General features: G+C 45.3%; 14 protein-coding genes. 7 read left to right on the forward strand and 7 right to left on the reverse strand.

Annotation, left to right across the window (positions count from 1 at the left end):
• Window positions 1-53: 53 nt before the first annotated feature.
• Window positions 54-554, forward strand: a complete 501-nt coding sequence (locus tag B6A14_RS00160; RefSeq protein ID WP_087908475.1) for a peroxiredoxin — start codon at window positions 54-56, stop codon at window positions 552-554.
• A 49-nt stretch (window positions 555-603) separates the two neighbouring features.
• The gene (gene lpxC / locus B6A14_RS00165) at window positions 604-1518 is read left to right on the forward strand and encodes a UDP-3-O-acyl-N-acetylglucosamine deacetylase (RefSeq protein WP_087908476.1); all 915 of its coding nucleotides are present in this window, start codon (window positions 604-606) and stop codon (window positions 1516-1518) included.
• Between the two features lie 6 nt (window positions 1519-1524).
• Here the strand turns inward: lpxC and B6A14_RS00170 are convergent, their stop codons facing one another.
• A complete protein-coding gene (locus B6A14_RS00170) occupies window positions 1525-2055 on the reverse strand; it encodes a hypothetical protein (RefSeq protein WP_236635575.1) in 531 nt (176 codons plus the stop codon).
• A 24-nt stretch (window positions 2056-2079) separates the two neighbouring features.
• On the opposite strand from B6A14_RS00170, the gene secA reads away from it, so the two are divergent.
• The 4 genes from secA to B6A14_RS00190 all read left to right on the forward strand — a co-directional run bounded on the left by secA (window position 2080) and on the right by B6A14_RS00190 (window position 7439).
• Window positions 2080-4845 carry a preprotein translocase subunit SecA gene (secA, locus tag B6A14_RS00175; protein ID WP_087908477.1) on the forward strand — a complete coding sequence of 922 codons (2766 nt, stop codon included), beginning with the start codon at window positions 2080-2082 and terminating at the stop codon, window positions 4843-4845.
• A gap of 61 nt (window positions 4846-4906) precedes the next feature.
• A complete protein-coding gene (gene argJ / locus B6A14_RS00180) occupies window positions 4907-6142 on the forward strand; it encodes a bifunctional glutamate N-acetyltransferase/amino-acid acetyltransferase ArgJ (protein WP_087908478.1) in 1236 nt (411 codons plus the stop codon).
• 13 nt (window positions 6143-6155) lie between these two features.
• Window positions 6156-7013, forward strand: coding sequence for an ATP-binding protein (locus B6A14_RS00185; RefSeq protein ID WP_087908479.1), 858 nt, complete (start codon window positions 6156-6158; stop codon window positions 7011-7013).
• Between the two features lie 9 nt (window positions 7014-7022).
• Window positions 7023-7439: an NUDIX domain-containing protein gene (locus B6A14_RS00190; RefSeq protein WP_087908480.1), complete on the forward strand. Its 417-nt coding sequence runs from the start codon at window positions 7023-7025 to the stop codon at window positions 7437-7439.
• Here B6A14_RS00190 and zapD read toward each other — a convergent pair.
• From zapD to B6A14_RS00220, 6 genes are read right to left on the reverse strand one after another with little or no spacing between them, the layout of a single operon-like run.
• Window positions 7436-8188, reverse strand: a complete 753-nt coding sequence (zapD, locus tag B6A14_RS00195) for a cell division protein ZapD (protein ID WP_087908481.1) — start codon at window positions 8186-8188, stop codon at window positions 7436-7438. The genes B6A14_RS00190 and zapD overlap by 4 nt on opposite strands.
• A gap of 35 nt (window positions 8189-8223) precedes the next feature.
• Entirely contained in the window at window positions 8224-8886 is a 663-nt protein-coding gene (gene coaE / locus B6A14_RS00200) for a dephospho-CoA kinase (protein ID WP_407947021.1), read from the reverse strand.
• Window positions 8841-9341, reverse strand: coding sequence for a prepilin peptidase (locus B6A14_RS00205; protein WP_087908482.1), 501 nt, complete (start codon window positions 9339-9341; stop codon window positions 8841-8843). The genes coaE and B6A14_RS00205 overlap by 46 nt, the downstream gene beginning before the upstream one ends.
• On the reverse strand, window positions 9341-10387 hold the full coding sequence (locus B6A14_RS00210; protein WP_087908483.1) for a type II secretion system F family protein: 1047 nt from the start codon (window positions 10385-10387) through the stop codon (window positions 9341-9343). Before B6A14_RS00210 ends, B6A14_RS00205 begins: the two co-directional genes overlap by 1 nt.
• Window positions 10378-11457 (reverse strand): GspE/PulE family protein, encoded by a 1080-nt coding sequence (locus B6A14_RS00215; protein ID WP_087908484.1) that lies wholly within the window; start codon window positions 11455-11457, stop codon window positions 10378-10380. The genes B6A14_RS00210 and B6A14_RS00215 overlap by 10 nt, the downstream gene beginning before the upstream one ends.
• Window positions 11454-12743, reverse strand: a complete 1290-nt coding sequence (locus B6A14_RS00220) for an HlyC/CorC family transporter (RefSeq protein ID WP_087908485.1) — start codon at window positions 12741-12743, stop codon at window positions 11454-11456. Before B6A14_RS00220 ends, B6A14_RS00215 begins: the two co-directional genes overlap by 4 nt.
• 119 nt (window positions 12744-12862) lie before the next feature.
• On the opposite strand from B6A14_RS00220, the gene B6A14_RS00225 reads away from it, so the two are divergent.
• Window positions 12863-13375, forward strand: a complete 513-nt coding sequence (locus B6A14_RS00225; protein ID WP_087908486.1) for a methylated-DNA--[protein]-cysteine S-methyltransferase — start codon at window positions 12863-12865, stop codon at window positions 13373-13375.
• Window position 13376 lies beyond the last annotated feature (1 nt).

Consider the following 13376-nt stretch of genomic DNA (forward strand, 5'->3'; position numbering starts at 1 on the left):
GAATCCCGCGCTTGCGTTGGCATGCTTACTAACAATTACTTATTGGAGATGTCATGATTACTGTTGGACAAAAATTACCAAACGCTACTCTTTATGAATTTTTTGATGAAGAGAGCGAAGGCTGCTCCTTGGGGCCAAACGCCTTTGAAGTTGAGAAGCTTGTAGCTGGCAAAAAAATTGTGATCTTTGCATTGCCTGGCGCATTTACGCCGACTTGCTCTGCAAAGCATGTACCTGGATATGTTGAACACTACGATGCGATTAAAGCAAAAGGTGTTGACGAAATTTGGTGTATTTCAGTAAATGATCCATTTGTCATGGGCGCTTGGGGACGTGATCAAAAGGTTGGAAAAAAGATTCGTATGATGGGTGATGGCAGTGCTGAGTTCACCAAGAAGATGGGCATAGAGCTAGATTTAACGGCTCGTGGTTTAGGTGTACGTTCAGATCGTTATGCCATGATTGTTGAAGATGGTGTAGTGAAGTCTTTAGATCGCGAAGCACCTGGAAAATTTGAAGTAAGCGACGCTGCTTCTATTTTGAAAAAACTGTAATTCGCATTCACTTAGTCAGTAATGCTCCCTGAATTTTAGAGATATCACCATGATGAAACAAAGAACTATTGCTACTCCAGTGAAAACTGTAGGCATTGGTTTGCATTCTGGTCGCAAGGTGACTATTTCTATTAAGCCTGCACCGGTAAATTCAGGGGTTCAGTTTGTTCGTGTTGATACGCCAGAGCAGTCAGTTGTACCCGCAACTGCCCTGGCTGTCTGCGACACAAGGCTTGCGTCAGTCATTCAGAAGGATGGTGTGCGAGTCTCTACGGTTGAGCATTTGCTATCAGCTTGCGCTGGCCTAGGCTTAGATAACTTGTTGATAGAGCTTGATGATGAAGAAGTTCCCATCATGGATGGTAGTGCTGCCTCATTCTTATTTTTAATTGAATCTGCTGGAATTATTGAGCAAGATGCGCCACGTCAATTTGTCGTGATTCAGAAACCCGTTGAAGTTCGCGAGGGTGACAAGCTGGCGCTTCTAGAGCCTTTCTTCGGATTTAAATTGGATTTCACGATTGACTTTAAGCATCCAGCAGTTGATAAGACTGGCCAACGTTTTATTGTGGATTTTGCAGAGCATGCCTACCGCAGTGAGATTGGTCGCGCGCGGACATTTGGTTTTGCGCATGAGGTAGAAGCTTTGCGTGAAATGGGTTTAGCTCGCGGCGGTAGTTTAGATAATGCTATTGTTTTAGATGAGCACCGCATCTTAAACAATGAAGAACTGCGTTACGAAGATGAGTTTGTACGTCACAAAATTTTGGATGCGATTGGCGATTTGTATTTAGTAGGTCATCCAATTGTGGGTGCCTATGTAGCCGAGAAGTCTGGCCACGCACTCAATAACGCTCTTTTGCGTAAGCTTTTAGAAGACCCCAGTTCTTACACAATTGAGTCTTTTACAGAAGCTAAGGCTCCTGAAGCCTACTCTCGGGAAAGTCAGCCCCTCTTTTTCTAGGGCGTCCTATTTAGATTTATTTTGCAGGAGGCGTTCTACCGCCTCACGAAGATTAGAGTCCGGTGGTAGTTTTGCCAGGAGGTCTTGCCATGACTGTTTGGCCACCTCATTTAAGCCTTTAGGTCTTATGTTCCTGGGGTTTTGCCTTGGCTTAACTTCCCAGTCTGGACTTGCTGGCTTTACTTTGATCTTTATAGCCTTACAACTGAGCCCAATTTTTCCTAACTCATTGATTAAGCTAGGTAAAATCTGTTGTAGTCGAGTTCCAATGCTGGCGCTGGTCACTAGTAAAAAGAGCTCATCCTGCGCTCCGGAACGCCATCCAGCCTCAATTTTTGGGCTTAAGTGACCTAAATCCAGGCTCTCCAATGCCTTATGGAGCTTAGTCTTGAGTTTGGCCAGATCTTCTGTTTTAGCCAAGATCCCCCCAAGACCATTGGACTCTCGTAGGTATTCCATCCAGTCATGGGCTGAATGATTGCGTGATGGTTTGCGGGCAAAGTTCATAAAAAATGGGGTTGCGGGTGATAAACTCAAGGACTTAATTTTCTTCAATATCCCATGGTAATCGGTCTTCTTAAAACCCTGGTCGGCAGTCGTAACGACCGCCTCTTAAAACAGTATCGCAAAGTCGTTGCTAAGGTTGGCGCTTTTGAGGCTAGCCTGCAATCTTTGGATGATGCTGCCCTTGCTGCTAAAACCGCAGAGTTTAAGACTCGTCTAGCTAGCGGAGAGTCATTGGAGGATATTACTGCCGAAGCGTTTGCGGTGGTGAGAGAAGCCAGTGTTCGCGTGATGAAGATGCGGCACTTTGATGCGCAGATTATGGGTGGACTTGCCCTGCATCAGGGCAAGATTGCCGAAATGGGAACTGGTGAAGGAAAAACCTTAACAGCAACACTCCCAGTTTATTTAAATGCTTTGACTGGTAAAGGTGTTCATGTTGTTACCGTGAACGATTATTTGGCACAGCGTGATGCTGAGTGGATGTCAACCTTATATAACTTCTTGGGCATGAAGGTTGGTGTGAATCTATCTCAGATGGATCACAAGACAAAGCAAGAAGCTTATGCCGCAGATATTACATACGGCACTAATAACGAGTTTGGTTTTGATTATTTGCGTGACAACATGGTTCAAGATTTGGACCAACGTGTTCAACGTGGCTTAGCATATGCAATCGTCGATGAAGTCGACTCCATTCTGATTGATGAAGCGCGTACACCGCTCATTATTTCTGGTCAAGCTGAAGATCACACTGATCTATATATCAAAATTAATGCGCTTCCTTCGCACTTAGAGCGTCAAATCGGTGAAGAAAAAGCAGATGGTACGGGTGTTGAAAAGCCTGGCGATTACTGGGTAGATGAAAAGTCACAGCAGGTTTATTTGACCGAGCGAGGTCACGATAAGGCGGAAGAAATCTTGGTACAGTTGGGCGCCTTAAATGATGGTGCCTCTCTCTATGCTCCGCAAAATATTACTTTGATGCATCACGTTTATGCAGCATTACGTGCGCACTGCTTGTACAACCGTGATCAACACTACGTTGTACAAAATAAAGAAGTCATTATTGTTGATGAGTTCACTGGCCGCTTGATGCAGGGTCGCCGTTGGTCTGATGGGTTGCATCAGGCAGTAGAAGCCAAAGAGGGTGTACCGATTCAGAATGAGAATCAAACCTTAGCCACGATTACTTTCCAGAATTACTTCCGCATGTATGGCAAGTTGTCTGGTATGACGGGTACTGCCGATACTGAAGCGTATGAGTTCAAGGAAATTTACAACCTTGAAACAGTAGTCATTCCGCCTAACAGAATTAGTCAGCGTAAAGACCGTCAAGATCAAATCTTCAAATCGTCTCGCGAGCGCTATGACGCCGTTATTAAAGACATTGAAGATTGCTACGAGCGTGGTCAGCCAGTGTTGGTGGGCACCACCTCGATTGAAAACTCTGAGTTGATTGCTAAATTACTCGATCAACGTAAATTACCGCACCAAGTTTTAAATGCTAAGCAGCACGCACGAGAAGCGGAAATTATTGCGCAAGCGGGCCGCCCAAAAATGATCACCATTGCTACCAATATGGCGGGTCGTGGAACGGACATTGTCCTTGGCGGAAACGTAGGCAAGCAGTCTCATTTAATTGAGGCGGATACCGCACTCTCGGCTGCAGACAAAGCAAGCAAGATTAAAGCGCTACAAGATGAGTGGCAAGGAATTCATGATCATGTGCTTGCTGTTGGAGGTTTGCACATTATTGGTACCGAGCGTCATGAGAGTCGCCGTATTGACAACCAGTTAAGAGGTCGCTCCGGCCGTCAAGGTGACCCAGGCTCCTCCCGCTTCTACCTTTCTTTGGATGACTCGCTCTTGCGTATTTTTGCCGGAGATCGTTTGCGTGCTGTGATGGATCGCTTAAAGATGCCTGATGGTGAGCCGATCGAGGCTGGTATGGTGACTCGTTCGATTGAGTCAGCGCAACGTAAGGTTGAAGGCCGTAACTTTGATATCCGTAAGCAGCTATTGGAATATGACGATGTCGCAAATGATCAGCGTAAGGAAACTTATCGTCTCCGAAATGAAGTGCTTGAAAGTCAAGACATCGGTGACTTAATTGCTAATTTACGTGAAGATGTCTTGCGCTCGATTTGTTCTCTCTATGTACCTCTTGAGTCTATGGAAGAGCAGTGGGATTTGGCTGGACTCGAGAATGTTTTGGCAAGTGACTGGGGCCTGACGATTGATTTACGTAGTTGGGTTGAAAGCGCTGAGACTGTTGATGATGCTGAGATTGTGGATCGTGTGTTGCAAGCTGCTAAAGAAGCCTATGACGCAAAGGTTGAGTTATCCGGTCGCGAGTCTTTTGCTGGATTTGAACGCTCTGTGCTGCTTTACAGCTTAGATACCCACTGGCGTGAGCACTTGGCAGCATTAGATCATTTGCGTCAAGGCATTCATCTGCGTGGCTATGCTCAAAAAGATCCAAAACAAGAATACCGTCGCGAAGCTTTTGAGTTGTATGGTGAACTACTAGGCGTTATCAAGAATGATGTTGTGAAAAGCATCATGACTGTCAAGATCGGAAGTGCCAGCGAGTTAGATGAAGCATCTGAATCTATGACCGAGGATCTAGCTAAATTAGCGGGCGTCCAATATCACCACGCTGATCCTGAAAAAGAAGTTGCTGGATCAACAGGCGACCATGGTGCTTCGATTCAGGTTGTTCCGGCGCCTATGCGAACTGGTCCTAAGATTGGTCGTAATGACCCATGCAGTTGTGGCAGCGGTAAAAAATATAAGAATTGCTGCGGCGCCTTAAGCTAAGCACCTTTTAAAGGGTGGCTTCCTAGCAACCCTTTAAACCCTCATCTACAATTGTCAGACTATGACAGTTAACCTATCCCTTCCCCAAAAAGCCGATCTCAAGCCAGTTAAAGGTTTTGAGATGGGCATCGCTGAAGCTGGTATCAAGAAAGCAAATCGCAAAGATTTATTGGTAATGACTTTGGCGCCGGGATCTCAGGTTGCTGGAGTGTTTACTTTGAATCGCTTTTGCGCGGCGCCCGTTCAGGTTTGTCGTGACCATTTAGCGCAAGAGGGTCGCAATGGCGAAATCCGTGCTTTAGTGGTAAACACTGGTAATGCTAATGCTGGTACCGGTGAATCAGGTATGAAACATGCCTTAGAGACATGCGCTGCTTTAGCGAAGGATCTCAAGATTAATCCAGAGCAAATTTTGCCGTTTTCAACAGGCGTAATTCTGGAGCCTCTACCAATTGAAAAAATTGTTAGCGCCTTACCAAAGGCGGTTTCGAATTTGGGTGAGGACAATTGGTTTGATGCTGCCCAGGCGATCATGACCACCGATACTCAGCCCAAGGCAAGCTCAGTGACGGTATTAACCCCAGCGGGACAAGTCGTGATTACCGGCATCTGTAAAGGTGCCGGCATGATTCATCCAAATATGGCAACGATGTTGGGGTTTATTGCTACTGACGCTGGTTTTGCCCCAGGACTATTGGCTAACCTTACTCGTGAAATTGCAGACCTTTCTTTTAATGCGATCACGATTGATGGTGACACTTCAACAAATGATTCTTTCATCATCATGGCAACTGGTCAGTCTCCTGTGCAGATTAAGTCTGCGACAGATCCAAGTTATGCGGTTGTACGAGAGGCTTTGATTGGCCTTGCTAGAGAGTTAGCGCAAATGATTGTGCGTGATGGTGAAGGCGCAACGAAGTTCATAACCATCGATGTACTTGGCGGCAAGAATCAAGAGGAGTGTCGTTTAGTTGCTGAGGCAGTTGCGCACTCGCCTTTAGTCAAAACGGCTTTCTTCGCTAGTGATCCAAACTTAGGCCGTATTTTGGCGGCAATTGGTTATGCAGGTATTGCCGATTTAGATGTGGGTCGTGTACAGATGTGGCTGGGAGACGTTTGGGTTGCTAAGGATGGTGGCCGCAATCCAAGCTATCAAGAGGTTGATGGCCAAAGGGTGATGCAGGCTCCGGAGATTACAGTCAAGATTGATTTGGGCCGTGGCAATGCTACCCAAACCATGTGGACTTGCGATTTATCTCATGATTATGTTTCTATTAATGCGGACTATCGCTCATAAAGGTTTTTGATTGATGAATGAAAAATTAGACCAACTCCTCAGTCATCTCGAAACTTTTTTACCCAAACCTTTAAGTGATGAGCAGTGGAACTCTTCAACTGCATTTAGATGGCGCCGCCGCGATAGTATTTTTGGCAGTATTGGCTTTCTACAACCTGTGAAGCATGTCTCGGATATTACCTTTGAGGACCTGAAGAATATTGACCGTCAACGAGATGCTATTCGGGACAACACCAAGAATTTCATCCAGAAAAAGCCGGCCAATAATATTTTGCTGACGGGTGCTAGGGGAACCGGTAAGTCCTCTCTGATTAAGGCAAGCCTTCATGAGTTTGCTGGTCAAGGTTTACGCTTGGTGGAGGTCGAGAAAGAACATTTGGCTGATTTGGCCGATATCACTGAGCTATTGGCTGAGCGTCCTGAACGCTTCATCATATTTTGCGATGACCTGTCTTTTGAAGATGGGGAATCGGGCTATAAAGCCATGAAATCCGCCTTAGATGGTTCGGTTTCTGCCCAGGTCGACAATATTTTGATTTATGCAACCTCTAACCGACGTCATTTATTGCCCGAGTATATGAAAGAAAACGAGAGTTATGTGCATAGTGATGATGGTGAAATTCATCCGGGTGAAGTGGTGGAAGAAAAGATTTCCTTGTCTGAGCGCTTTGGATTGTGGCTATCGTTTTATCCGCCCAAGCAAGATGAATATCTAGCTATTGTTGCGCATTGGCTTAATCATTTTGGTTTAAGTGCAGCGCAAATTGAAGCCGCTCGTTCAGAGGCATTGGTTTGGGCATTAGAGCGTGGCTCACGCTCAGGCCGTGTTGCTTGGCAGTTTGCAAAATATTGGGCAGGTACCCATGCTTAATCTGATTTGATGAATGAAATAAATCGCCCCATTACCGTTGTTGCAGCGGGAATATTGATAGATTCTGAGAATCGCTATCTCTTAGGTCAGAGACCTGCAGGCAAACCATATGCCGGCTATTGGGAAGTCCCAGGCGGAAAAGTGGAAAAGGGCGAAACCGTTTTTCAGGCCTTGCAGCGTGAATTGCAGGAAGAGTTGGGGATTGCTATTCGTTCTAGCGAAGAATTAACAGTTCTTGAACATGACTATCCACACGCTTATGTTCGTTTATATGTCAGCATCATTCGTGATTGGACTGGCACTCCAATGGGCTGCGAAGGACAAGCCCTATCTTGGGAGCTGATTGGTGCCGAAAAACCAAGTGTCGAGCCTTTATTACCAGCCGCCTGGCCAATGCTGGAGTGCCTTAGAAGGTTTTTAGCTTAGAACTGACAGAGCGTCAGCTTGAAGGGTACATCTGCATTAATCAGCTGTGCTTTTTTATCCCGATCAGCCTTTAGAAAGCGTACAGAAAGTAGATACTTGTTGGCGCTGATTTCTGAAAAGAGCGTGTCATCTTCTAAAGTAATGCGCATCAATTGATATACCTTGCCGGAAGGCGCTTGCTGAAACGAGCCATTATGAGCAAGGACATCTTTAGCTTCACCTGACTGACGCAAGAGGCGCAAAAATAATTGACACGCTTCTTGCCATGGCATCAGAGGACGCACGTAATTTTCTAAAAGTTTGCGTCGCTCAATCGAGGGGCTATTTTTCCAGGCATGATAACTAGGTAAATCAATTGGACTTGTTCCACCAGGAATATTTAGTCGAGTACGAATCGCATTTAACCATTCGCTCTCGGTGATAGCAGAATTCGGTCTACCAGTAGAGTGATTGATATTGCTGGCAACAGTATCAATTTCAGAAAGCGTTTGGGATAAAGCCTCTTGATCTACCTTTTGTGACGACTTCAGGCCATTAAGAGCATATTTTTGACGCTCAAATTCTTTGAGCAATAAAGACTTGATATCACCTCTAGCGCCAATATCACCAAGCTCAAATAAAATAGAGATTGCATTGTGGTGAAGCTCTGGTTCATCTGAGCGAAGAAATTGATTGAAGCGGGCGAACAAATACTCCAGTCGAAGCATGCTTCGAACTAATTCGTTAAATGGGTATTCGTAGACAATCACAAGCCCATATTCTATGACGAACTGCGCTGATGTTTCTAAATCTGTAGAATTTTTTGGTGCAAGTTTTGCACCTCTACCTCTAGGTCCTTAAGACTTCCTTGGTTTTCAATCACCACATCGGCATGCTTGAGACGTTCTGCTCTGCTGGCTTGTACCATCAAAATTCTCTCCACATCCTCCCGGGGTAAATTGCTGCGCTGCATCACCCTCTGAATTTGGGTCTCTTCAGGGCAGTCCACTACCACTAGAAGGTCAATGAGGGTCATCCAGGACCCGGATTCAAGTAGTAAGGGCACTACGAAGACCATGTATTGCACCCCATCTCTCTCTAAATTTGAGGTCTGTCTGATAGTTTCTGAGCGAATCAGCGGATGAGTGATTGCCTCAAGAGATTTTCTGGCTTCTGGGTCTTTAAAAACTAGAGTGCGCATTTTCTCTCTATCGAGTGAACCATCGGCTGCAATGAAGTCAGAGCCAAAATGTTTCTCAATCGCTGAAATTGCTGCGCCATGAGGGGCTGTGATTTGATGGGCAATCAGATCTGTATCCACAATACCAGCCCCTAGCTTAGCCAGTAAATCACTCACGGTAGTTTTCCCAGAGCCAATTCCACCGGTCAGGCCAATCAGAGGTATGCGACCCTTGAGTGCGCTTAACTCAGATTGCTCGGTAGTAGGTTTTGAAGAGGCTGTGGCCATAACAACTCCATGATGCCAGCAAAGATCAGAAAAGGTCCAAAAGGAAAGGCTGAGCCATGATTTTGTTTGTTCAATTTAAGCCAAATCAGGCCACCAATGATTCCAGAGATGGACGCCAGGAATAGGATGCTGGGTAGGGCGCCCCAGCCAAGCCAGACTCCTAAAGCAGACAAGAGTTTGGCATCACCGATGCCAATCCCATCTTGTTTTCTAATATATCGATACAGGCGATTTAAGAGCCAAAGGAGCAAATAGCCCAGCAGTCCACCAAAAATAGACTCTTGTGGAGTGATGAACCTGAGGCTTGAGAAACTATTGAAGCAAAGTCCAGCCAAGATGAGGGGGATGGTAATGACATCAGGCAGTCGAAATGTTCGGATGTCAACATAGGCCAAATAAGCCAATATGAGGATCAGAACAATCCGGATAAGGTCGAGCACTTCTAGATGGCCCATTACACAATCTGTCCTAGATTAAAGATTGGAAGATATAGGATTATGACAAGACTACCAATCACAATCCCAACAAAAATGATGAGTAAGGGCTCTAAGCTCTGGCTCAAAGTATTTAGGCGATTGCTGAGTTGTGAGCCTAGTGCATTCGCTCGTGTACCCAGCATTTGGGGAAGAGATCCACTTTCTGAGGCGATACGCAGTAATTGCCAAGTTTCAATATCAAACAGTACATGTTTGGGGTCGGCACGAATCAAGGCATCCCCCAGTGGCCAGCCCCGAGTGAGATGTTTGAAGATCTCTGCGCTCAAATCATGACTAAGCCAATGGTTGGAGGATTGTGCCGTTACACGCAATGCATCGGGTAGGGCTAAGCCAGAGTCTAATAAATGTCCTAAGGTTCTGCACCAGTAGGTGAGGGTTGCCAGGCGAAATAACTGACCTAATATAGGAATGTAAAAACTCAGCTCATCACACCTTTTTTGTAAGCGAGGTAGTCTTAGCCATGCGAATAGAAATAGACCAGCACTACTGATAAGCAGAGCGGCCATCTCAAAAAAGAAATGTTCAATAACCGTCGATATTTGAATCAGCGTTTTAGTGGGTGCTGGCAACTCAGCCTGAAAGTGGGCAAAGACATCCTTAAATACCGGTACAACCCAAATCAGCATTACTAGAATCAGTAGTAAGGAGCTGATCAGCGTGATAGCGGGGTAGCTCAATGCCTGCTGGACCTTTCGCCTTAATTCAATTTGTGCCTCAAGTTGCCGGCAAATAGTTTGTAGCGCTAATTCAATATTACCGGTGCGCTCACTGACCCGAATGAGATTAATAAATTCTGCAGAAAACCAGTTTCGCTCTGCCAGCAAGGCTTGAGAAAAGCTTTCACCCTGTTTTAAATGGCCGCATAAATTACTTAAGCACCCTTGCCAGTACTTTGGTGCGGATAGCCGAATCAGCTCCATCGCATTTAGAAGCGGAAGGCCAGCAGTTAATAGTGACAAAAGTTGTTGAGCAAAGGTGAGTTGCTCTAGCTTGCTTACTGCCATGTACCCACCTCAGTCAGTAGATCAGCTTCCTTAATCAATCCTGCTTTTATATGGTGAATTCCAGCCTCATGCATGGTGCAGTATTGAAAAGAGAGGTCAAATATGTGTGCCGCACTTAAAACTTCATGCACCCCAATTCGTCCGTGACATCCAGATCCGTTGCAGCTTGCGCATTTATTACCTTTATTGATGCCTCCGCCCGAACATTGCCGACATATCTTGCGAACTAAGCGTTGCGAGCTAACACTACGCAAGCAAGATTCGAGAGCTTCCTGGTCAAGCCCTAGACTCTTTAATCGATTTAATGCCCCTCGAGCATTGCGAGTATGAAGGGTGCTCAAAACAAGATGGCCAGTTTGTGCCGCTTGAATGGCAAGTTCGGCAGTAGCGCTGTCTCGAATTTCACCAATCATGATGACGTCTGGATCTTGACGTAATAGTGCACGGATAATTGTCGGAAAATCTAAACCCGAGCGAGGGTGATACGCCACTTGATTCACTCCTGGTAGGCGAATCTCAATGGGATCTTCTATAGAACAAAGATTGCGATGGCTTTGGTTCAGAGTTCTTAAGCAGCTGTAAAGAGTTCTGGTTTTTCCGCTACCGGTAGGGCCTGTTACCAATATCAAACCATTTTCTTGGTTGAGGGCAGTTTTAAATATCTCCAACTGTTCTGGAAGTAAGCCGACTTCTTCAATGGCAAGTTGGTTTATGCAGCTGGGCAAAACCCGTATCACTGCTTTTTCGCCATATAGAGTCGGCAGGATTGAAACGCGGCAGTCGATATTAGGTTTTACAAAATTAAGTCCAATTAAGAGTCGTCCATCTTGAGGCAGACGTTTTTCGGCAATGTCCAGTCGTGCCAAAATTTTGATGCGAGTAATTAATCGTTCATGGAATTGAATATCAAATTGCGCTTGCACTTGTAGCAAGCCGTCTACTCGAATACGGACTAGAGTGCTTTGTGATCCAGCCTCGATATGGATATCACTCGCTCTAGATTGAAGCGCATTGACTGCGATTTCATGCCAGGTGCGAATAATGAGTGAGTCATCATGGTTGCTGCTCAATCTTGATCTTGATTAAGGGTGGGGCGGTAGAGTTTGACAGTCTTCACGCCCTGATCATCAAACTGCATAATTTCCATTACGATGCCCGCAATTCGAATGCTGACATCATGATCTGGTATCGCCTCAAGCTTTTCAAGAATGAGTCCATTCAAGGTACGAGGACCATCTAAAGGTAAATTCAGGTTCAGCAAACGATTTAGGTCCCTAAGTGATGCGGTACCGCTGGCTAAGTAAGTCCCATCAGCCAGCCAATGGGGATCGGTTGAAAGATTAGAGAAAGAGGTTGTGAACTCACCAATGAGCTCTTCAACAATGTCTTCAAAGGTTACGAGGCCTAAGACTTCACCATATTCATTTACAACCAGGCTTAAGCGCTGTTGATTATCTTGAAAGAATTGCATCTGCTGAAGCACAGGCGTTCCGCTGGGAATGAAATAAGGCTCATTTAATAAAGACTGAAAGTCTGCATGCTTTAAGTCTGTGTCGCCCAGTAAGGAAAGGGCCTTCTTGACCGATAGAATACCTACTATGCGGTCAGAATCACCATCGCAGACGGGCAGTTTGTTGTGATAGCAAGTTTCTAATTGTTGAACGACTTCATCAATGGGTCGCGAGAGATCTAGAACTTCAATCTTCGATCTTGGAGTCATCACATCATCGACTGTAATATTTTCTAAATTAAAGAGGTTTAGCAAAATATTGCGATGATGGTTTGATACAAAGCGGTTGGACTCCAGAACCAAGCTACGTAACTCCTCTGTACTCATCGTTCTGCTATCTGAAGATGACTTCAGACCAGAAAACTTCATCAGTCCAGAGACAAAGCTATTAATAAACCACAGCAGGGGTTTTAGTAAAAAAGTCAGCGGCAGAATGAACCAGCCTACTCGAGAAGCGATTTTTTCTGGAAAGGCTGCCCCAATAACCTTCGGAGTAATTTCGCTAAAAATGATGATCAGCAAAGCTACTACTAAAGTGGCAATTGAAAGTACGAGTCCACTATCTCCAAAGATATGCAAAGCGATGCCCGTTACCAAAATAGGCAGTATGGTATTAATGAGGTTATTAGAAATTAACAGAACAGATAAAAGCGAATCAATACGCTTTAAGAGTCGCTCAGCTAAGGCCGCCCCCGAATTGCCACTAGTTGCCATGGCTCGTAGACGATGGCGATTTGATGAGAGCATGCTAGTTTCGGCCATTGAGAAAAAGCCAGAAAGAGCAAGTAAAAAAAGGACGAGAGCAACTTGCCAGTAAAAAGGCCAATCGTCAAAAAAGGTATCCATAAGGTCTGCCTGCAAAAAAGTAAGGATGAATCAATATAGCAAAGTGGCATTTCACAAGCTATAGATGTGGAAGAAAGGCCTGTCGTCTTTGGCCTCTAGTTATGTGAGAATCACTTTCTATGACCCTGGCTAAAAAACAAGTTGCTTCAGATAGTGCTCAATATTGCGTTATTGCCGCTCCTTTTGGGAGATTGGGGATTTTGACTGAGCTGGTTGATGGCAGTTTAATGTTGTCCAAAATTGAGTATTTGCCAATATCAACCGCTTTAGTAAGCCCTAGGAATCAATTGGCAAAAGAGGTAGAAAAGCAGCTTAAAGCATATTTTCAGAATCCTCATTACCAGTTTGATTTGCCCATGAAGCCAGCAGGCACCGAACACCAGCAAAGGGTTTGGAAAAATATTCAAATGATTCCCGTTGGTAAAACCAAAACCTACGGCGAGATTGCAAGTAAGATCAAAAGTGGCCCGCGCGCAGTGGGTACGGCATGCGGTGCCAACCCCTATCCCTTAATTGCACCTTGTCATCGCGTTGTTTCTGCACAGGGGATTGGTGGTTTCATGAAAGAGAACGCGCCAGGTTTGTATCGCCAAATCAAGATGTGGCTTTTGCAGCACGAGGGCGCTCTATAGG

This window comes from Polynucleobacter hirudinilacicola, from assembly GCF_002192535.1.
GTDB classification, from domain to species: Bacteria; Pseudomonadota; Gammaproteobacteria; order Burkholderiales; family Burkholderiaceae; genus Polynucleobacter; species Polynucleobacter hirudinilacicola.

What these genes read in the sequence shown, in the direction of transcription:
- B6A14_RS00160 (WP_087908475.1), top strand. Translation starts at nt 54, where the DNA reads ATGATTACTGTTGGACAAAAATTACCAAACGCTACTCTTTATGAATTT.
- lpxC (WP_087908476.1), top strand. Translation starts at nt 604, where the DNA reads ATGATGAAACAAAGAACTATTGCTACTCCAGTGAAAACTGTAGGCATT.
- secA (WP_087908477.1), top strand. Translation starts at nt 2,080, where the DNA reads ATGGTAATCGGTCTTCTTAAAACCCTGGTCGGCAGTCGTAACGACCGC.
- argJ (WP_087908478.1), top strand. Translation starts at nt 4,907, where the DNA reads ATGACAGTTAACCTATCCCTTCCCCAAAAAGCCGATCTCAAGCCAGTT.
- B6A14_RS00185 (WP_087908479.1), top strand. Translation starts at nt 6,156, where the DNA reads ATGAATGAAAAATTAGACCAACTCCTCAGTCATCTCGAAACTTTTTTA.
- B6A14_RS00190 (WP_087908480.1), top strand. Translation starts at nt 7,023, where the DNA reads ATGAATGAAATAAATCGCCCCATTACCGTTGTTGCAGCGGGAATATTG.
- coaE (WP_407947021.1), bottom strand. Translation starts at nt 8,886, where the DNA reads ATGGCCACAGCCTCTTCAAAACCTACTACCGAGCAATCTGAGTTAAGC.
- B6A14_RS00205 (WP_087908482.1), bottom strand. Translation starts at nt 9,341, where the DNA reads ATGGGCCATCTAGAAGTGCTCGACCTTATCCGGATTGTTCTGATCCTC.
- B6A14_RS00210 (WP_087908483.1), bottom strand. Translation starts at nt 10,387, where the DNA reads ATGGCAGTAAGCAAGCTAGAGCAACTCACCTTTGCTCAACAACTTTTG.
- B6A14_RS00220 (WP_087908485.1), bottom strand. Translation starts at nt 12,743, where the DNA reads ATGGATACCTTTTTTGACGATTGGCCTTTTTACTGGCAAGTTGCTCTC.
- B6A14_RS00225 (WP_087908486.1), top strand. Translation starts at nt 12,863, where the DNA reads ATGACCCTGGCTAAAAAACAAGTTGCTTCAGATAGTGCTCAATATTGC.